The 17,071-nt window shown below is 70.4% G+C and carries 21 protein-coding genes; 13 read left to right on the top strand and 8 right to left on the bottom strand.

Annotation, left to right across the window (positions count from 1 at the left end; all coding sequences use genetic code 11):
* Nucleotides 1-66 precede the first annotated feature (66 nt).
* Nucleotides 67-732 carry a phosphate signaling complex protein PhoU gene (gene phoU, locus ACZ61C_RS39280; RefSeq protein WP_465313002.1) on the top strand — a complete coding sequence of 222 codons (666 nt, stop codon included), beginning with the start codon at nt 67-69 and terminating at the stop codon, nt 730-732.
* Between the two features lie 106 nt (nt 733-838).
* Nucleotides 839-988 (top strand): hypothetical protein, encoded by a 150-nt coding sequence (locus ACZ61C_RS39275; RefSeq protein ID WP_465313001.1) that lies wholly within the window; start codon nt 839-841, stop codon nt 986-988.
* A 69-nt stretch (nt 989-1,057) separates the two neighbouring features.
* Here the strand turns inward: ACZ61C_RS39275 and pstB are convergent, their stop codons facing one another.
* The 6 genes from pstB to ACZ61C_RS39245 form a co-directional block, all read right to left on the bottom strand.
* Complete coding sequence (gene pstB, locus ACZ61C_RS39270) at nt 1,058-1,834, bottom strand: phosphate ABC transporter ATP-binding protein PstB (protein ID WP_465313000.1); 777 nt, start codon at nt 1,832-1,834, stop codon at nt 1,058-1,060.
* Between the two features lie 10 nt (nt 1,835-1,844).
* Nucleotides 1,845-2,759 carry a phosphate ABC transporter permease PstA gene (gene pstA, locus ACZ61C_RS39265; RefSeq protein ID WP_465312999.1) on the bottom strand — a complete coding sequence of 305 codons (915 nt, stop codon included), beginning with the start codon at nt 2,757-2,759 and terminating at the stop codon, nt 1,845-1,847.
* Between the two features lie 3 nt (nt 2,760-2,762).
* Entirely contained in the window at nt 2,763-3,830 is a 1,068-nt protein-coding gene (gene pstC, locus ACZ61C_RS39260; RefSeq protein ID WP_465312998.1) for a phosphate ABC transporter permease subunit PstC, read from the bottom strand.
* Between the two features lie 38 nt (nt 3,831-3,868).
* The gene (gene pstS, locus ACZ61C_RS39255) at nt 3,869-4,999 is read right to left on the bottom strand and encodes a phosphate ABC transporter substrate-binding protein PstS (RefSeq protein ID WP_465312997.1); all 1,131 of its coding nucleotides are present in this window, start codon (nt 4,997-4,999) and stop codon (nt 3,869-3,871) included.
* A 225-nt stretch (nt 5,000-5,224) separates the two neighbouring features.
* Nucleotides 5,225-6,130 carry a mycothiol synthase gene (gene mshD, locus ACZ61C_RS39250; RefSeq protein WP_465312996.1) on the bottom strand — a complete coding sequence of 302 codons (906 nt, stop codon included), beginning with the start codon at nt 6,128-6,130 and terminating at the stop codon, nt 5,225-5,227.
* Between the two features lie 137 nt (nt 6,131-6,267).
* Nucleotides 6,268-7,014 (bottom strand): winged helix-turn-helix transcriptional regulator, encoded by a 747-nt coding sequence (locus tag ACZ61C_RS39245; protein WP_465312995.1) that lies wholly within the window; start codon nt 7,012-7,014, stop codon nt 6,268-6,270.
* 152 nt (nt 7,015-7,166) lie between these two features.
* On the opposite strand from ACZ61C_RS39245, the gene ACZ61C_RS39240 reads away from it, so the two are divergent.
* The 5 genes from ACZ61C_RS39240 to ACZ61C_RS39220 all read left to right on the top strand — a co-directional run bounded on the left by ACZ61C_RS39240 (nt 7,167) and on the right by ACZ61C_RS39220 (nt 10,372).
* A complete protein-coding gene (locus tag ACZ61C_RS39240; RefSeq protein WP_465312994.1) occupies nt 7,167-8,063 on the top strand; it encodes an LmeA family phospholipid-binding protein in 897 nt (298 codons plus the stop codon).
* Between the two features lie 10 nt (nt 8,064-8,073).
* Nucleotides 8,074-8,499, top strand: a complete 426-nt coding sequence (locus ACZ61C_RS39235) for a TlpA family protein disulfide reductase (RefSeq protein ID WP_465312993.1) — start codon at nt 8,074-8,076, stop codon at nt 8,497-8,499.
* Nucleotides 8,500-8,762: 263 nt separating this feature from the next.
* Complete coding sequence (locus tag ACZ61C_RS39230; protein ID WP_465312992.1) at nt 8,763-9,194, top strand: DUF4395 domain-containing protein; 432 nt, start codon at nt 8,763-8,765, stop codon at nt 9,192-9,194.
* Between the two features lie 30 nt (nt 9,195-9,224).
* Nucleotides 9,225-10,061 (top strand): sulfurtransferase, encoded by an 837-nt coding sequence (locus tag ACZ61C_RS39225; protein WP_465312991.1) that lies wholly within the window; start codon nt 9,225-9,227, stop codon nt 10,059-10,061.
* Nucleotides 10,061-10,372 carry a DUF1416 domain-containing protein gene (locus ACZ61C_RS39220; protein WP_465312990.1) on the top strand — a complete coding sequence of 104 codons (312 nt, stop codon included), beginning with the start codon at nt 10,061-10,063 and terminating at the stop codon, nt 10,370-10,372. Before ACZ61C_RS39225 ends, ACZ61C_RS39220 begins: the two co-directional genes overlap by 1 nt.
* Before the next feature lie 22 nt (nt 10,373-10,394).
* Here the strand turns inward: ACZ61C_RS39220 and ACZ61C_RS39215 are convergent, their stop codons facing one another.
* The gene (locus ACZ61C_RS39215; protein ID WP_465312989.1) at nt 10,395-10,805 is read right to left on the bottom strand and encodes a MerR family transcriptional regulator; all 411 of its coding nucleotides are present in this window, start codon (nt 10,803-10,805) and stop codon (nt 10,395-10,397) included.
* Between the two features lie 45 nt (nt 10,806-10,850).
* Between ACZ61C_RS39215 and ACZ61C_RS39210 the strand changes: the two genes are divergently transcribed.
* The 5 genes from ACZ61C_RS39210 to ACZ61C_RS39190 all read left to right on the top strand — a co-directional run bounded on the left by ACZ61C_RS39210 (nt 10,851) and on the right by ACZ61C_RS39190 (nt 14,957).
* Nucleotides 10,851-12,209 carry a DHA2 family efflux MFS transporter permease subunit gene (locus tag ACZ61C_RS39210; protein ID WP_465312988.1) on the top strand — a complete coding sequence of 453 codons (1,359 nt, stop codon included), beginning with the start codon at nt 10,851-10,853 and terminating at the stop codon, nt 12,207-12,209.
* Nucleotides 12,210-12,336: 127 nt separating this feature from the next.
* The gene (locus ACZ61C_RS39205) at nt 12,337-12,951 is read left to right on the top strand and encodes a heme-binding beta-barrel domain-containing protein (RefSeq protein ID WP_465312987.1); all 615 of its coding nucleotides are present in this window, start codon (nt 12,337-12,339) and stop codon (nt 12,949-12,951) included.
* A 4-nt stretch (nt 12,952-12,955) separates the two neighbouring features.
* Entirely contained in the window at nt 12,956-13,552 is a 597-nt protein-coding gene (locus ACZ61C_RS39200) for a 5-oxoprolinase subunit B family protein (RefSeq protein ID WP_465312986.1), read from the top strand.
* The gene (locus tag ACZ61C_RS39195; protein WP_465312985.1) at nt 13,549-14,424 is read left to right on the top strand and encodes a 5-oxoprolinase subunit C family protein; all 876 of its coding nucleotides are present in this window, start codon (nt 13,549-13,551) and stop codon (nt 14,422-14,424) included. Before ACZ61C_RS39200 ends, ACZ61C_RS39195 begins: the two co-directional genes overlap by 4 nt.
* A gap of 113 nt (nt 14,425-14,537) precedes the next feature.
* Nucleotides 14,538-14,957: a hypothetical protein gene (locus ACZ61C_RS39190; protein WP_465312984.1), complete on the top strand. Its 420-nt coding sequence runs from the start codon at nt 14,538-14,540 to the stop codon at nt 14,955-14,957.
* Here ACZ61C_RS39190 and ACZ61C_RS39185 read toward each other — a convergent pair.
* The gene (locus ACZ61C_RS39185) at nt 14,936-15,784 is read right to left on the bottom strand and encodes an aminodeoxychorismate lyase (RefSeq protein ID WP_465312983.1); all 849 of its coding nucleotides are present in this window, start codon (nt 15,782-15,784) and stop codon (nt 14,936-14,938) included. The genes ACZ61C_RS39190 and ACZ61C_RS39185 overlap by 22 nt on opposite strands.
* Nucleotides 15,785-15,918: 134 nt before the next feature.
* On the opposite strand from ACZ61C_RS39185, the gene ygfZ reads away from it, so the two are divergent.
* The gene (gene ygfZ / locus ACZ61C_RS39180; RefSeq protein ID WP_465312982.1) at nt 15,919-17,049 is read left to right on the top strand and encodes a CAF17-like 4Fe-4S cluster assembly/insertion protein YgfZ; all 1,131 of its coding nucleotides are present in this window, start codon (nt 15,919-15,921) and stop codon (nt 17,047-17,049) included.
* The last annotated feature ends 22 nt before the right edge of the window (nt 17,050-17,071 follow it).

The raw sequence follows: 17,071 nt of genomic DNA, 5'->3' as shown, positions 1-17,071 counted from the left end.
TCCGGGTTCACGTGCGGTTCACCCGGCGATGCGGTGTTTGGTCACGGTTGCCCGTAGGGTTGGGCCATGCGTGAGGCTTACCATGTCGAACTCGAACAGCTCGCCGACAACCTGGCCGCGATGTCGGTCCAGGTCGCCGACGCCATGGAGCGTGCCACGCGGGCACTGCTGGAGACCGACCTCAGTCTCGCCGAACAGGTGATCAGCGACGACGCCAAGGTCGACGACGCCCGCGCCCTGTGCGAGGAGCAGGCGTACGCGCTGCTCGCCCTGCAGGCGCCCGTGGCGACCGATCTCCGCACCGTGCTGGCGGCGATCCACGCCGCGGAAAGCCTCGAGCGGATGGGCGACCTAGCCCTCCACGTGGCGAAGGCCGCGCGGCGGCGCCACCCCGAACCCGTGCTGCCGGACGCGGTGCGCGGGTACTTCGCCGAGATGGGCGAGGTCGCGGTGAAGCTGGCCCGGCAGACCGAGCAGGTCATCAAGTCGAAGGACGTCGAAGCGGCGAAGACGCTCGAGTCCGAAGACGACCAGGTGGACGACATCCACCGCCACCTCTTCACCGTCCTGATGGACCGCGACTGGCCGCACGGCGTGGCCGCGGCGGTCGACGTCACGCTGCTCGGCCGTTTCTACGAGCGGTACGCCGACCACGCGGTGTCGGTCGCCAAGCGGATGATCTTCGTGGTCACCGGCCGGATGCCGGGCTACGGCACCGACGACGACATCTGAGCACTGCGCGAAAAACCCCTGGCCGTCCGGCCGGGGGCTTTTTGCGTGCCGGCCGGTTCACCTGGCCGGCCCGGCGGGCGAGCTGAAGGCGTTGCCGGGCAAGGACATGGTGCTCTTCGGAGGGTTCCCGATCGGGCAGGACTTCGTCCGGGCCGGCCTGGTCGACGAGTACTGGATCAAGCTCTACCTGACGGCGATCGGTGCGGGACAACCGCTTTCCAGAACCGGCGGACAGAACCGATCCACAAAGGACTGACAAAAAGAAGAAGGCCTTTCTCGCCGACCCCGAGCACCGGCGAGAAAGGCCTTCGACCACAACGACGACTCAGCCGAAACGGCCGGAAATGTAGTCTTCCGTAGCCTTTTCGTCCGGGTTGGAGAAGATCTTCTCCGTGTCGTTGAGCTCGACCAGACGTCCCGGCTGGCCCACCCCGGCCAGGTTGAAGAACGCCGTCTGGTCGGAAACCCGGGCCGCCTGCTGCATGTTGTGCGTGACGATGACGATCGTGTAGTCCTTCTTCAGCTCCCCGATCAGGTCCTCGATCGCCAGCGTCGAAATGGGGTCCAGGGCCGAGCACGGCTCGTCCATCAGCAGGACGTCCGGCTGGACCGCGATCGCGCGGGCGATGCACAGCCGCTGCTGCTGCCCGCCCGAAAGACCGCCGCCCGGCTTGTTGAGGCGGTCCTTGACCTCGTTCCAGAGGTTCGCGCCGCGCAGGGCGCGCTCGGCGATCTCGTCGAGGGTCTTCTTGCCCTTGGTGCCACCGAGCTTCAGGCCCGCGACGACGTTGTCCTTGATGGACATCGTCGGGAACGGGTTGGGGCGCTGGAACACCATGCCGATCGTGCGGCGCACCTGCACCGGGTCGACCGACGACGCGTAGATGTTCTCGCCGTCCAGCAGGACGTCACCCTCGACGCGGGCGCCGGGGATGACCTCGTGCATGCGGTTCAGCGTGCGCAGCACCGTCGACTTGCCGCAGCCGGACGGGCCGATGAACGCGGTGACGTTGCGGGGCGGCACGGCAAGGGTGACACTGTCGACGGCGTGGAACTTGCCGTAGTAGATGTCCACGTCCTTGACGTCGATTCGCTTGGCCATGGCTTACAGCTCACTTCTTCTTCGGGGCGACAAGGCGCGCGAACACGGTGGCGAGGAGGTTGATGATCGCGATGATGAGCACCAGCGTCAGCGCCGCACCCCAGATCCGGTCGAAGCCGACCGAGCCGGGGTCCATCGAGTTGGTGACACGCTCGTTGTTCATCAGCAGGGGCAGCGCCGCCTGCTCGCCGTGGAAGATGTCCCAGTTCGTGTAGGCCGAGTAGCCGACCAGGACCAGCAGCGGCGCGGTTTCGCCCATGACCCGGGCCAGCGCCATCATGATGCCGCCGATGATGCCGGACAACGCCGTCGGGAGCACGATCTTCATGATCGTCTTCCACTTCGGCACACCCAGCGCGTAGGAGGCCTCACGCAGGTCGTCCGGGACGATCCGCAGCATCTCCTCCGACGAGCGGACGACCACCGGGATCATCAGCAGCACCAGGGCCAGCGACACGGCGAAACCGCTGCGCGGCAGGCCGAAGGTCGTGATCCAGAGCGCGTAGATGAACAGTGCGGCGACGATCGAGGGGACACCGGAGAGGATGTCGACCATGAAGGTCGTGGCCTTGGCGAGCTTGCCCCGGCCGTACTCGACCAGGTAGATCGCGACGAGCATGCCGATCGGCACCGCGATGATCGCGCAGACGAGACCCTGCAGCAGGCTGCCGATGATGGCGTGCAGCACCCCGCCACCGACCTCGTCGGACAGGTAGTTGCCGAGGTCCTGGCCCCACCAGTTCGAGTACGGGATGCGCTTGATGCCGTTCGCGACGACCGTGTAGAGCACCCACACCAGCGGGACGACGGCGACCAGGAACGACAGCCAGACGAGCACGGTCGCGAGGCCGTTCTTGACCTTGCGGGCCATGCTGACCTGCTGGAACGCAGGCGCCGTGGCAGGGGCTTCGAGCGTGGTGGACATTGCTCAGTCTCCCTTCTTGCCGATGACGGACCGAGCCGCGAAGTTCACCAGGAAGGTGAGCACGAACAGCACGAGGCCGGCTGCGATGTAGGCGCCGGCGGAGATCTCGTTGTTGAACTCGCTGTAGTTGGCCGCGATCTTCGAGGCGAACGTCGAGCCGCCGTCGAAGAGGCTCCAGTCGAAGTTGCGGCCCTGCGGGATCAGCAGGATGACGGCGAGCGCGATCGTCTCACCGAGCGCGCGGCCGAGGCCGAGCATCGACGCGCCGATGTAGCCGGCCTTGCCGAACGGCAGCACCGTGGTGCGGATGACCTCCCAGCGCGTGGCGCCGAGCGCCAGCGCGCCCTCGATGTGCGGGGTCGGCGTGCGCTCGAAGACCTCGCGCGAGAGCGACGTGATGATCGGCAGGATCATCACGGCCAGCACGATGCCGGCGGTGAAGATCGTGCCGCGCACGCTCGGCGCGACGTTGCCCGGCGCCAGCAGCGGGAACCACGAGAACGTGGTGTTGATCCACTGCGAGAACGGCTCGATGGCCGGCGCGAAGACCAGGATGCCCCAGAGGCCGAAGATGATCGACGGCACGGCGGCGAGCAGGTCGATGACGTAGGCGAAGGGCCGCGCCAAGCGCTTCGGCGAATACTGCGTGAGGAACAGCGCGATGCCCAGCGAGACCGGCATCGCGATGACCAGCGCCACGAGCGACGTCGCCACCGTGACCTCGAGGAGGTCGAGGATGCCGAACGACATGTTCGCCGGGTCGTTCGTCGACCAGCCGTGGTTGGTCAGGAAGTTGACGTTGTCCGCCTGCAGCGCCGGGATCGCCTGGATGAGCAGGAAGAGCCCGATCAGGCCGATCAGGGCGACGACGAAGATCCCGGCCCCGGTGGTCAGGTTCTGGAAGATGCGGTCACCGGGCCGCGCCTTCTTCGGTTTGTCGCTCGCGGGCGGCTCGGGCGCCGCCGCCGAGGCTGGTTGCTCCGAAATCGGATCCTCCGGGGGCGTTGTGGCGGACGACGAACGCCCACCGGGGTCGCCGGTGGGCGTTCGCGTCGAGGATGACTCGCTCATCGACTAGTTCTGTCCAGCCTTGTCATTCGTGACGCGGGTCAGGCGATGGCCTTGATGGAGTCCAGGACCTTCGTCTGCAGCGACTGCGGGATCGGCACATATCCCTTGGCGGACAGCGGCTGCTGGCCGTCGGTGGCCGACACCGTCAGGAACGCCTTGACGGCCTTCGCGACGTCCGGGTTCGCGTACTTCGAGCACACGATCTCGTAGGTCGTCAGCAGCAGCGGGTAGGCGCCCGCGACGTTGCTGGCGTAGATGCCGTTGAGGTCGAGCGCGAGGTCCTTCGAGCCTTCCTTGAGGAACTTGGCCGCTTCGAGGGACTTGGCCACGTTCGCCGCGTTGAGCTCGACACCGCCCGAGCCGCTGTCGATCAGGGCCGGGGTGAGGCCGTCCTTGGCGAACGCGCCCTCGACGTAGGTGATGGCGCCGTCGGCGGCCTTCACCGCGGTCGCGACACCGTTGGAGCCCTGCGCACCGTTGCCGACGCCACCGTTGAACTTCTTGCCGGCACCCTTGGTCCAGTCGGCCTTCGCCGCCGCACCCAGGTACTTCTGGAAGTTGTCGGTGGTGCCCGACTCGTCGGAGCGGGAGACGACCTGGATGGCCTTGTCCGGCAGGGTCAGGCTCTCGTTGCCCTTGACACCCTTGATGGCCGGGTCGTTCCACTTGGTGACGGAGCCCGAGAAGATCTTGGCGATGACCGACGGGGTCAGCGTCAGCTTGTCCACACCGGACAGCTTGTAGGCTACGGCCACCGGGCCGACGACCATCGGGATGTTCCAGGCGTCGCTCGCGCAGCGCTTGTTGGCCGCCTCGAGGTCCGCGCCGGTGATCGGCGAGTCCGAGCCACCGAAGTCGATCTGGTTGGCGTTGAACTGCTTGACGCCCGCGCCCGAACCGCTCGGGTTGTAGTTGACCTGCTGGCCGGAGCACTTCTTGCTGTACTGCTGCGTGAAGATGTCGATGGCGTTCTTCTGGGCCGACGAACCTTCCGCGGACAGCGGGCTCTTGCCGCCGCACGCCACGTCGGCCGTGCCCGTCGCGGCCGGGGCGGCAGCCGAGTTCGAGCTGCTGCTGTTCGACGCCGCGGGATCGGAACCGCAGGCGGCGAGCACGAGGGCGGCGCTCGCGACGATGCCCACCGCGCTCAGGGGCCGCATGATCTTCACTGCTGTTTCCTCCATCAGGAGCTTGACCGGGTCGTCGCGGCGTGCTGCCGCGCCGGATCCGGACATTAGGCAGCCCCGGTGGACGGTCGCCCCTGTCCAGGTGAACGGAAGTTGAACAAGGCCCCGGATGTGAGCAGTGCTACTAGCCCGAAAGGGTGTCGTGTCCCCGCCGTGACCTGGGCGTTCGCACACTGTGACGGACTGTTGGCACGGCGTTTGTAACGCTCACCGGCCGTACTGGACGTCGGTTTCGTGACGCGCGAACCCCAGCTTGGTGTAGACCGCCAATGCCGGTGCGTTGTCACCCTCGACGTACAGGATGATCTGCCGCAGCCCGCGCCCGGCGAGGTGCCGCAGCCCGGCGAGCGTCAGCGCCCGGCCGAGCCCGCCGCCCTGCGCGGCCGGGTCGACGCCGACGACGTAGACCTCGCCGACACGCTCGCCGCCGAACCGGCCCGGCGTCGGCTCGTGAACCTTCGTCCAGTGGAAGCCGATCACTTTGCCGTCCTGCTCGGCGAGGAAGAAGCCGTCCGCGTCGAACCAGGCCCGCCCTTCGTCGGCGCGGAGGTCCTCGGCGGTCAGCGCGCCCTGCTCGGGGTGCCAGTCGAAGGCCCGCGCGTTGACCCGGACGACGGCGTCCTCGTCCTGGCCGGGCACGAACGTCCGCAGCGTGACGCCTTCGCGCAGCACCGGCTCGGGCCAGTCCGCGCCCTCGACGTCCGTGTGCAGGATCAGCAGCTCGCGCTTGCGCTCCAAACCGGTCTTCACGGCCAGCTGGAGCGCCGCGGGGTGGTCACCGTGGGCCCAGACCCGGAACCCGACCGCGGCGCGCTCGTCGAGCGCCTGAAGCAGCTTCGCGCCGTACCCGCGGCTGCGGTGGGCGGGGTGCACGAACAGCTCGGCGACCTGGTGGCCGAAGGAGTCGCCGGTGGTGTCGAGGTGGACGTACCCGACGACCTCGCCCTCGACGCAGGCGACGAGGTGCTCACCGCCGTCGAACTCACCGGGCAGCGGGCCTTCGGCCGCGACCTCGGGCCGGCCGTCCGCTTCCCGCACGGCCAGCAGCAGCCCGCGGACGTCCTCGAGCTGCTTGCCGTCCAGTTCCTGCCGCCATTCGCCTTCTCCGGTCACCCCGTGACCGTACCCGCGAGCCCGCACTTTCACGTGAAAGTGCGGCTTTGCGTTTCAAAGCGGCACTTTCACGTGAAAGTGCCGCTTCGGCGGGCGAGGCAACGCGAGGGTTGGCGAGGCGTCCTGAGATGGTGGCGTCAGTGTGCGAGTTCGGGGGTCTCCGCCGGGGCCTCGGCCTGCGCGGGCACCGCCGGACGCGCGCCACCCTTGGCCGGCCGCTCGAACTTGTACCCGACGTTGCGCACGGTGCCGATCATCTGCTCGTGCTCCGGGCCGAGCTTGGCGCGCAGCCGCCGCACGTGGACGTCGACCGTGCGCGTGCCGCCGAAGAAGTCGTAACCCCACACCTCCTGCAACAGCTGGGCGCGGGTGAACACCCGGCCGGCGTGCTGCGCGAGGTACTTGAGCAGCTCGAACTCCTTGTAGGTCAGTTCGAGGGTGCGCTTGCGGAGGCGGGCGGTGTAGGTCGCCTCGTCGATGACCAACTCGCCGACCCGCAGCTCGGCGTCGACCTGCGCGGACCCGCCGTCGCGCGTGGTGACCAGCCGCAGCCGGGCGTCGACCTCGGCCGGGCCGGCGGTCGGCAGGAGGATGTCGTCGGTGCGCCACTCGGCGCTCACCGCGACGAGCCCGCCTTCACCGACGACCGCGATGATCGGGGTGGACGCCTCGTCCTCGCCGGCTCCCTTCAGCAGGCGGCAGAGGCTTTTCGCCGAGGCCAGGTCGCTGCGCGCGTCCAGGACGATGACGTCACGGTGGCCCGCGTCGAGCAGGGCGGTCACCTCGGGAGCGCGTACGCGTACGGTGTGCGGCAGCAGGTCCAGGGCGGGCAGCACCGAAGTGGCATCGGCTTCCGCAGTCAGCACCAGAAGGTCCAGGCTCATGAGCCGCACCGCCTTCACAAATCGTCGCCTCACGGTGGCGTTGTTCGGTGCTAAGTGAGAATAGCGGCTCGACGGCCGGGCACCTAACCCTTGCTGGATCGATCACACCTGGAGAAACCCCGGTGGACCCGACGAACAGGAGTACGGACGCGATGGTGAGCAGGCCCGTGGCCCGGGACGACCGACCCGCACCGAGGCCGGACGCGCGACGCCGGGGGCGCCGGCTGCGTCGCTGGGTGATCGCCCTCGTCGTCCTGGCGCTCCTGCTGGTCGGCGCCGATTTCGGGGCCGCCGCGTACGCCGAGCACATGATCTCGCAGAAGGCGCGCACGCAGCTGCAGCTGACCGACGACCCGTCGGTGACGATCCACGGCTTCCCGTTCCTCACGCAGGCGCTCGGCGGTGAGTACGGTCACATCAGCGTGTCGGCCGCCGGCGTGCCGGTCGCCGACAAGCTCCAGGACGTCGCGGTGAACGCCGAGCTGGAGAACGTCACGGCGCCGCTGTCGGACATCACCTCCGGCAACACGAAGGCGATCACCATCGGCCAGCTGACGGGCTCGGTCACCATCAAGGCCGCCGACCTGTCCCGCCTCGCGCCGCTGGACAAGATCAAGGAGCTGCGGATCGAGCCCGCGACCACGGACTACGTCGAGAACGGCGACTCCGGGCAGGCCGAGGCGACCCCGACCCCCACGACGACGACCGACGGCCAGACCGTCGACGAGTCGACCACCGGTGTCCGCATTTCGGGACACCTTTCGTTCGCGGGCAAGGACCTGGAAATCTTCTGCTTCGCGATGATCGAGGCCGACGCGAAGGGCGGGACGATCAACTTCGTGCCCAAGCGGCTCCAGTTCGGGAACGACCAGGAGACGACGGTCGTTCCCCAGGCGGTGCAGAACGCGCTGCTGCCGAACTTCAGGGCGTCGATCAGCACGAAGGACCTGCCGCTGTCGGTCACCCCGACCGGCGTGCGCGTCCAGAGCGGTTCGGTGACGATCAAGGGCGAGGCGACCAACGTGTCCTTCGCGGACTTGAGCAAGTAGGGAGCGGTGCGTGACGGGGCTGTGGGTGCTCGTGGCGGTGCTGGTGGCCGGGTCGGCCGCCGGGCTGCTGCTGCGGGCGCGCAACGGCCGGGTGCGGGCGGCGAAGCCCGTGCGTGAGCTGCCCGGTCCCGTCACCGCCGTGCTCGACCCGGCGTCCGCGGTGACGCTGGTCCAGATCTCCACCACCTTCTGCGCGCCCTGCCGGCACGCGAAGGCCGTCCTCGCGCCGCTCGCCGAGCGGACCGACGGCCTGCACCACGTCGAGCTCGACGTGACGAACCAGCCCGAGGTCGCCCAGTCCCTCGCCGTGCTCCGGACGCCGACCACGATCGCGCTGACCCCGGACGGCCGGGAGCTGCTGCGCGTCGGCGGTGTCCCCAAGGGCCCCGAACTGCTGGACGCGCTGCGCCCGTATCTCACGGCTCGGACCCCCTGACCAGGGCTGTGTCCCAGATGGCGGAACTTCTCCCAGAGTGTGAACGTGGTTCCCACTCTGAGGGAGAGCTGGGTACGCTCGCACCCGTGACCAGGCTGACCAACTTCCTCACGCAGCGACGCGCAGTCGACCTCTGCCGCGTCCGCAGCAGCCTGTGTCGCGTTCCGTCCGACCGGAGCTGAACCACGCCCGGAACCAGCCAGCCCCGAAGCCGCTGAAGCGTGCCGTTCGCACGCACCCCCTCTGCTCCAGCTGGAGGAACCATGTCCGCCGGACCGGCCGTCGACCCGCGGGGCCCGCGGTTCGCCGCCATCCTGACCACGGTCGTGCTCGCGGTCGTCCTGGTCACCCAGTGGTGGCCGTTGCTGGCGATCCAGACCGTCGTGTTCACCATCGGCGCGTTCGTCGGGCTCAAGCCCGCGCCCTACTCGATCGTGTACCGCACGGTCGTCGCCCCGCGCCTCGGCCCGACCGACGAGCGGGAGGACGCGGCGCCGCTGCGGTTCGCCCAGGCCGTCGGGTTCGTCTTCGCGCTCGTCGGCACGATCGGCTTCGCCCTCGACGTCACCCCGCTCGGCATCGTCGCGACGGCCTTCGCGCTCTTCGCGGCCTTCCTCAACGCGGCCTTCGACTTCTGCCTCGGCTGCGAAATGTTCTTGCTGATCAAACGCTTCACCCCCGCCCGCGCGTCCTGAAAGTTCAACCCCAGAAAGAGAGTCCGTTCCATGAGCCGTGAAGACGTCCTGGTCACCACCCAGTGGGCCGAGGAGAACCTGGACACCCCCGGCGTCGTGTTCGCCGAGGTCGACGAGGACACCACCGCGTACGACGGCGGCCACATCCGGGGCGCGGTGAAGTTCGACTGGCGCAAGGACCTGCAGGACGGCGTGCGCCGCGACTTCGTCTCCAAGGAGGGCTTCGAGAAGCTCCTCTCGGAGAAGGGCATCTCGAACGACGACCGCGTGATCCTCTACGGCGGCAACAACAACTGGTTCGCCGCGTACGCGTACTGGTACTTCAAGCTGTACGGCCACCAGAACGTCCAGCTGCTCGACGGCGGGCGCAAGAAGTGGGAGCTCGACGGCCGTGAGCTGAGCTCCGACGAGGTCAAGCGCGCCGCCACCGACTACAAGGCCAAGGACCAGGACCTGTCCCTGCGCGCGTTCCGCGACGAGGTCGTCCAGTCCATCGGCGCGAAGAACTTCGTCGACGTGCGGTCGCCGGACGAGTTCTCCGGCAAGCTGCTCGCCCCGGCGCACCTGCCGCAGGAGCAGTCCCAGGTTCCCGGCCACATCCCCGGCGCGCTGAACGTGCCGTGGGCGAAGGTCGCCAACGAGGACGGCACCTTCAAGACCGAGAGCGAGATCGACGAGCTCTACAAGGAGCAGGGCATCGACGCCGGCAAGGGCACCATCGCCTACTGCCGGATCGGCGAGCGGTCGTCCATCGCGTGGTTCGCGCTGCACGAGCTGCTCGGGCACGAAGACGTCAAGAACTACGACGGTTCATGGACGGAATACGGCTCGCTCGTCGGCGTGCCGGTCGAGTTGGGAGCCAAGTGATGGCGGTTGACGACAGCTGCGGCGCACCGGTTCAGGAGGCCACGCCGGCGGACTACGACACGCGCGGGCAGGTTGTGCTCGCGGGCAAGGTGACCGGCGCGGACGGGCCGGTCGGCGGCGCGTTCGTCCGGCTCCTGGACGGCGGCGGCGACTTCACCGGCGAGGTCGTCTCCTCGGCCGACGGTGACTTCCGCTTCTACGCGGCGCCCGGCGACTGGACGGTGCGCGCGCTGCACCGCACCGGCAACGGCGAAGCGTCCGTGACGGCCGACGGGCCGGGCGTGCACCAGCTGGCCATCTCCGTCGCCTGACGTACTTTTCGCGAAGGCCTCCCTATTCCGGTGGGGAGGCCTTCGCGGCGTTCAGGACCCGGTCGGTGTGGTCCCGCAGCGAGGGGCACGTCTCGATCGGGTGGTCCCGCGGGCAGCGCAGGAAGTGGTCGAGGAACGTCTCCGCGACGGCGAGCTTCCGCCGCCGCTCGGCGAGCTCGGCGATCCGGGCGCGGACCACGGCCCGCCAGTCGCCGTGCTCCGGGCCGCGCAGCACGGCGGCGATCTCGTCGAGGCTGCAGAGGCCGGTGTCCTGCAGCATCTTCGCCGCGGCCAGCCGGTGCAGCTCGTCGGGTCCGTAGAACCGCTTGCCGCCGCGGCGCGCGGCGGGGCGCACGATCCCGCGCTCGTCCCAGTAGCGCAACGCGGACACCGCGACCCCCACCGTCGAGGCCGCTTCACCGATGGAAAGCATGCGATGAGTTGACCTCAAGCCGGGTTGAGGTCGCAAGCTGTTTAGGTGACCCTTACCGCTCCCGTGACGCGCCGCGCCGGCCTGCTCGCCGCCGTCTTCCTGGGCAGCTTCATGGCCCTCCTCGACGTAAGCGTCGTGAGCGTCGCGCTGCCGACCATGCAACGCACGCTCGGCACGAGCTTCAGCGGGCTGCAGTGGATCATCGACGGCTACACCGTCGCGCTCACCGCCGTGATCCTCTCCGGCGGCACGCTCGGCGACCGCTACGGTCGCAAGCTCGTCTACCTCACCGGGTTGTCGCTGTTCACGGTCGCGTCGGTCGGCTGCGCGCTCGCGCCGACCCTCGAGCTGCTGGTCACCGCCCGGATCGTCCAGGGGTTCGCCGCGTCCGCCGTGATCCCGGGCTCGGTCGCGCTGCTCGCGCACGCCTTCCCGGCGCCGGCCGAGCGGGCGCGGGTGATGGGCCTGTGGGGCACGGTCGCGGGCTGTGCGCTGGTGCTGGGCCCGCTGATCGGCGGCCCGCTCACCGACGCCTTCGGCTGGCCCGCGATCTTCTTGATCAACCTGCCGATCGGCGTGGTCGCGGTGGTCCTCGGCCGCCGCGGGATCACCGAGTCGCGCGACCCGGCGCACGGCGCGCTCGACCTGACCGGACAGGTGCTCGGCGCGCTGTGGATCGGCCTGCTGACCTTCGCCGTGATCGAGGCCGGACGGCTGGGGCTGAGCACGTCCGTGCTGCTCACCGGGGTTCTCGGGCTCGCCGCGCTGACCGCGTTCATCGTGGTCGAACTGCGCGTGCCGCACCCGATGCTGCCGGTGCGGCTGTTCGCCGGGACCCGGTTCTCGGTGGCGATCTTCGCCGCCTGGAGCCTCGGGTTCGCGGCCTATCCGGCGGTCTTCCTGATCGGCGTCTACCTGCAGCAGGCCCGCGGCGCGACGGCGACCGAGGCGGGCGTCCAGATGCTGCCGTACGTGCTCACGAACGTCGTCGCCGCGTTCACCGCCGGACGGCTCTCGGCGCGCTACGGCGCGGAGCGGCTCCTGCCGGTCAGCTACCTCGTCGCGGCCGTCGGCTCCTTCGCGTTCCTGCTGCTCGACGCCGAAAGCCCGTACTGGCTGGTGGCGGTCGCGTTCGCGCTGGCCGGCGCCGGGGTCGGGCTGTCGGTGACGCCGTCGAACATCGTCGGGCTGGCCGGGCTGCCGGGCAACCGCAGCGGGATCGCGTCGGCGACGGTCAACGCGGCCCGCCAGACCGGCACCGCCCTCGGGGTCGCCGCGCTCGGCGCGCTGCTGGCCGCCGGTCCGACACTGCCGAGCGGCCTGCACGCGGCGATGGGCGTGGCCGGGGTGGTGCTGCTCGCGGTGACCGTCCTCACCGCGACGACCCTGCGCCGGGCCGGGTGAGCGGCGGCGGACTATCCTGCTGGACGTGGAAGCTCTGTTTACGACCTTGCTGGTGCTGGCGGGCGTCGCCATCACGTGGTTCGCCGTGTACGTCGTCTACCGGCTTTACGCGGACCAGCGCTGACCCATGACCGCCAGCGGCGACGACGCCATCGCAGCAGCGGAGATGCGCGCGGAGAGCACCCGCGAGCGCAACCTTCCGCTGTGGGACGACCTGCCCATCCCCAACGACACCGCGAACCTGCGCGAGGGGCCGAACCTCAACGACGCCTGCCTCGCGCTGCTGCCGCTCGTCGGTGTCTGGCGCGGTGAGGGCGAGGTCGACTACCCGACCATCGAAGGCCCGCGCAAGTTCGCGCAGCAGCTGACGATCTCGCACGACGGCCGGCCGTTCCTCGTCCACGAGTCGCGCGCGTGGCTGCTGGACGACGACGGCAAGGTCATCCGCCCTGCCGCCCGCGAGTCCGGGTTCTGGCGGCCGCAGGAAGACGACACGATCGAGCTGCTGCTCACGCACAACACCGGCGTCGTCGAGCTCTACTACGGCAAGCCGCGCAACCAGACGTCCTGGGAGCTGGGCACCGACGCGGTGATCCGCACGGCCACCGCGAAGGACGTCACCGCGGCCCAGCGGCTGTACGGCCTGATCGAAGGCTCCCTCGGCTACGTCGAGGAGCGCGCCATGGTGGGCCAGGAGATGCAGCCCCACTCTTCGGCCCTGCTTCGCCGCGTCGTCGGCTGACAGCGTGCGCTGGCGGCGGTGTGGCGAGGACGCCGCCCTGCTCGACTGCGACTCGCTCGAGCAGATGCGCGCGGCCCACGCGACCGTCTGCGCGGCCCGCCCCGAAGACGTCGTCGAGCTGGTGCCCGGCGCCCGCAGCCTGCTGGTCGTCGGCGGGGTGGCGGCGGTCCGGGCGTTGCTCGAAGACGCCGACCTGACGCACCCGCCCGCCGGCGAGCCGCGGGAGGTGACCCTCGACGTCCGCTACGACGGCGAGGACCTCGCGCTCGTCGCTTCGGACGCCGAGATGTCCGAGGAAGCCGTCGTTTCGCTGCACACCGAAACGGCCTACACCGTCGCGTTCACCGGCTTCGCGCCCGGATTCGGTTACCTGACCGGTCTTCCGCCGTCGCTGCGGCAGCCGCGGCTGGAGTCACCCCGCACCCGAGTCCCAGCCGGGTCGGTCGGGCTGGCCGGTGAGTTCACCGGCGTCTACCCGCGCGAGTCACCCGGCGGCTGGCGGCTGCTCGGGCACACGTCGGCGACGTTGTTCGACCCGCGCGCGGACCCGCCCGCGCTGTTCGCCCCGGGTGACCGCGTGCGGTTCCGGAGCGTCCGGTGAGGTCCCTGGAGGTCCTCGCGCCGGGGCCGCAGGCGCTGGTCGAGGACCTGGGCCGGCCGGGTTACGCGCATCTCGGCGTCGCGCCGTCGGGGGCGTTGGACACGGCGTCGTTGCGGCTGGCGAACCGGCTCGTCGGCAACCCGGCGGGGTCGGCCGGGATCGAAGCCCTGCTCGGCGGCCTTTCGGTGCGCTTCACGGCGTCCGCGACGGTCGCGGTGACCGGCCCGCCGGTCTCGGTGGTCGTCGACGACCGCGCGTTCGGCTCCCACGTGCCGGTGCCCGTGCGAGCGGGCCAGACGCTCACCCTCGGGACGCCGCCGGCCGGGCTGCGCTGCTACCTGGCGGTGTCCGGCGGGATCGCGGTGGAGCCCGTGCTGGGCAGCCGATCTCGCGACGTCCTGTCCGGCATCGGCCCTTCGCCGCTTCGCGCGTCAGACGTGCTTCCGCTCGGCGCGCCGACCGGAATCCCGGCCGGCGCGGACGTCGTGGTGCCCGTTTCGGCGCCGGACGAGCTGGTGGTGCCGGTGACGCTCGGCCCGCGTGACGACTGGCTCGCTTCCGCGGCCGGCGGTCTGGCCGCGTGGTGGACGGTGACGGCGGAGTCCAACCGCGTCGGCCTGCGGCTCGACGGGACGGCGTTGCGGCGAGCGGCGGAGTTCGCCGAAGAGGAGCTGCCCAGCGAAGGCGTCGTCACGGGCGCGATCCAGGTGCCGCCGAACGGCCTTCCCGTGGTGTTCCTCGCCGACCACCCGACCACGGGTGGTTACCCGGTCGCCGCCGTCGTGCGCGGGGCCGCGCTGGGCGCGCTCGCGCAAGCCCGGCCGGGCACCCGGATCCGCTTCCGCCCGTCCCCATCCCGCACTTTCACGTGAAAGTGCGGGGTCTCGCCGGGCTGTACCGCCGCGCGGGTGAGACCCGGGTCACCCGGTGCACCCTTCCGGGTAGCGGCTGGAACCATGTCGCGCCGTCGCCCGTCCTGATAGGCGTGGAACAGGTGACGATCAGCGGTGGCACGGGTTTCCTGGACGTGAACAACCGGGCGCGGGCCGAGCTGCCCCAAGCGCTGCGGATCGCGCTCGCCACCGGCCAGCTCCGGCGTCCGCTGGCCACCACGCTCGGCCCGGTGCTCGACCTGCTCGTCGACGGCGACTACCGCGTGAGCGGCCCCGAGCGGCTGCCGGACGACCAGCTGCTCACCCCGACCGACGTCTGGCCGCCGTCCGACGAAGCCCGCGTCGGCTACTACCGGACCGCGATCCGCAGCGGCCACCGCCCGGTCGCCGTCGTACTGGCCGACGGTGACCGCGAGCTGATCATCGACGGCCACCACAAGATCGCCGCCTACCGCGCCGAAGAGGTCGCCCCCGCGATCGTGCGGATCACTCAGGCGTATTCACCCTCGTAGGCCGCCAGCAGCTCGGCGAACACGGCCGACGAGTCGGGCAGGCGGGCACCGTCCAGCGTGTGCACCCGCGTCAGCTTGCGCACGCTCGACGCCATGAACACCCCGTCGGCCGCCACCAGGTCGGCCACGCGCAGCGGTTCCACCTTGACCGCCCAGCCGGCCTTCTCGGCGCCGCGGAACAGCGCGGCCTGGGTCGTGCCCGGCAGGATCCCGATGGCCGGCGGCGGGGTGTAGAGCGTCCGCCCCTTCGCGAGCACCACGGTCGAGGTCGGACCTTCGAACACCGAGCCGTCGGTGGCGGTGAAAATCACATCGTCGGCCCCGCGGCGGCCCGCCTCCCGCACGGCGGCCATGTTCACCGCGTAGGACAACGGCTTCGCGCCGAGCAGCAGCCACGGCGCGCGCTCGGCGAGGTCCGGCGGAAAACCCCGGTCCAGGGTGACCGCGGCGACCCCCTCGGCACGGGCCCGCAAGATCGACGGCGACACCTCCGAACCCAGCGCGAACCCGGTCGGCACCGCGTCGGGGTCGCCGTCGGAACCCCTGGTGTACACCAGTTTCAGCGCCATTTCGGGGCCGCCGGCCCACCGGTCGAGCACCACCGAGACCACGTGCTCCCAGGCCGCGAGATCGGGCTCCGGCAGGTCGAGCATGGCCGCCGAACGCGCCAGCCGCTCGAGATGGGGCCGCAGTTCGCGGGGCTTCCCGTCGACTACGAGAATCGTCTCGAAGACGCCGTCGCCGCGGGTCAGGCCGAGGTCGTCGGCCTTGATCTGGGCGGTGTCGGGGTCGGCCGGGGTTCCGTCGAGGAAGACGAGCACGCGCATACAAGCACGGTACTGCGCCGACCGGTACTGATCCGACCACAGTCACGGCCGAATGGCTTTGCTGCGACAGTCACGTGCCGTACGAGGTGTCGGCCTGCTTTTGGCCGGATCAGTCCTCACCTAGGCTGGGCGGTATGCCGTACCGCTCGCCGCTGCTGGACGTGCCCGGATCCATCCCTCCGCCCGACGACCACCCCGAAGCCGGCGTCCCCTGGCACTGGGGAGACCCCTTCGCGGAGCAGCGCACGGCGTCGCGTGGCGCTGTCGTGATCGACCGCTCCCACCGGGAGTTCATCGCGGTCACCGGCGAGGAGCGGCTCTCGTGGCTGCACCTGGTGATCTCGCAGCACGTGACCGAGCTCGCCGAAGGCACCGGCACCGAGGCGCTGGTGCTCGACAGCCAGGGCCGCGTCGAGACGCACATGGTGCTCGCGCACCTCGACGGCACCGTCTGGCTCGACACCGACCCGGGCACGAGCGTGACCAGCGCGCTGCCCAAGGGCGGTCCCCAAACACTGCGTGAATACCTCGAGGCCATGAAGTTCTGGTCCAAGGTGGACATCCGCGACGCGACCGGCGAGCTCGCGCTGCTGACCGTGCTCGGCCCGGACGCCGAGCGCGTGCTGAGCGCCGCCGGCGCCGAAGTCGGCCCGGAGCCGTACGCGGTGACAGCGCTTTCCGGCGGCGGGTTCGCCCGGCGGATGCCGTGGCCGGGCCGCTCCAGCGTCGACCTGGCGGTGCCGCGCGACGCCCTCGCCGACTGGTGGAAGCGCCTCACCGACGCGGGCGCGCGGGCGGCCGGCAGCTGGACGTTCGAGGCCCTGCGCGTCGAGTCGGTCCGGCCGCGGCTGGGGGTCGACACCGACGACCGCACGATCCCGCACGAGGTGGGCTGGGTCGGCTCCGCCGCGCACGTCGCGAAGGGCTGTTACCGCGGCCAGGAGACGGTCTCGAAGGTGCACAACGTCGGCCGTCCGCCGCGGAACCTGCTCCTGCTGCACCTCGACGGCTCCCCCGAGATCCGGCCGGAGCCCGGCGACCCGGTGCTGCTCGACGGCCGGACGGTCGGCCGCGTCGGCACCGTGATCCAGCACCACGAGCTCGGGCCGATCGCGTTGGCCCTGGTCAAACGCTCGACGCCGGTGGGCGCGGAGCTGCTGACCGGGTCGGAGGACAACCTCGTCCAGGCGGCGATCGACCCCGACTCCGTCCCGTCGGAGCAGCCCGCGCCGGGGCGTGCGGCGGCGGCCCAACTTCGTGGCTGAACAAAAGCCCCTGACAGCGACA

It is taken from the genome of Amycolatopsis sp. NPDC104587, assembly GCF_055583645.1.
This window is presented reverse-complemented; position numbering and strand designations above follow the sequence as displayed.

What these genes read in the sequence shown, in the direction of transcription:
- phoU (WP_465313002.1), top strand. Translation starts at nt 67, where the DNA reads ATGCGTGAGGCTTACCATGTCGAACTCGAACAGCTCGCCGACAACCTG.
- ACZ61C_RS39275 (WP_465313001.1), top strand. Translation starts at nt 839, where the DNA reads ATGGTGCTCTTCGGAGGGTTCCCGATCGGGCAGGACTTCGTCCGGGCC.
- pstB (WP_465313000.1), bottom strand. Translation starts at nt 1,834, where the DNA reads ATGGCCAAGCGAATCGACGTCAAGGACGTGGACATCTACTACGGCAAG.
- pstA (WP_465312999.1), bottom strand. Translation starts at nt 2,759, where the DNA reads ATGTCCACCACGCTCGAAGCCCCTGCCACGGCGCCTGCGTTCCAGCAG.
- pstC (WP_465312998.1), bottom strand. Translation starts at nt 3,830, where the DNA reads ATGAGCGAGTCATCCTCGACGCGAACGCCCACCGGCGACCCCGGTGGG.
- ACZ61C_RS39245 (WP_465312995.1), bottom strand. Translation starts at nt 7,014, where the DNA reads ATGAGCCTGGACCTTCTGGTGCTGACTGCGGAAGCCGATGCCACTTCG.
- ACZ61C_RS39240 (WP_465312994.1), top strand. Translation starts at nt 7,167, where the DNA reads ATGGTGAGCAGGCCCGTGGCCCGGGACGACCGACCCGCACCGAGGCCG.
- ACZ61C_RS39230 (WP_465312992.1), top strand. Translation starts at nt 8,763, where the DNA reads ATGTCCGCCGGACCGGCCGTCGACCCGCGGGGCCCGCGGTTCGCCGCC.
- ACZ61C_RS39225 (WP_465312991.1), top strand. Translation starts at nt 9,225, where the DNA reads ATGAGCCGTGAAGACGTCCTGGTCACCACCCAGTGGGCCGAGGAGAAC.
- ACZ61C_RS39220 (WP_465312990.1), top strand. Translation starts at nt 10,061, where the DNA reads ATGGCGGTTGACGACAGCTGCGGCGCACCGGTTCAGGAGGCCACGCCG.
- ACZ61C_RS39215 (WP_465312989.1), bottom strand. Translation starts at nt 10,805, where the DNA reads ATGCTTTCCATCGGTGAAGCGGCCTCGACGGTGGGGGTCGCGGTGTCC.
- ACZ61C_RS39205 (WP_465312987.1), top strand. Translation starts at nt 12,337, where the DNA reads ATGACCGCCAGCGGCGACGACGCCATCGCAGCAGCGGAGATGCGCGCG.
- ACZ61C_RS39185 (WP_465312983.1), bottom strand. Translation starts at nt 15,784, where the DNA reads ATGCGCGTGCTCGTCTTCCTCGACGGAACCCCGGCCGACCCCGACACC.
- ygfZ (WP_465312982.1), top strand. Translation starts at nt 15,919, where the DNA reads ATGCCGTACCGCTCGCCGCTGCTGGACGTGCCCGGATCCATCCCTCCG.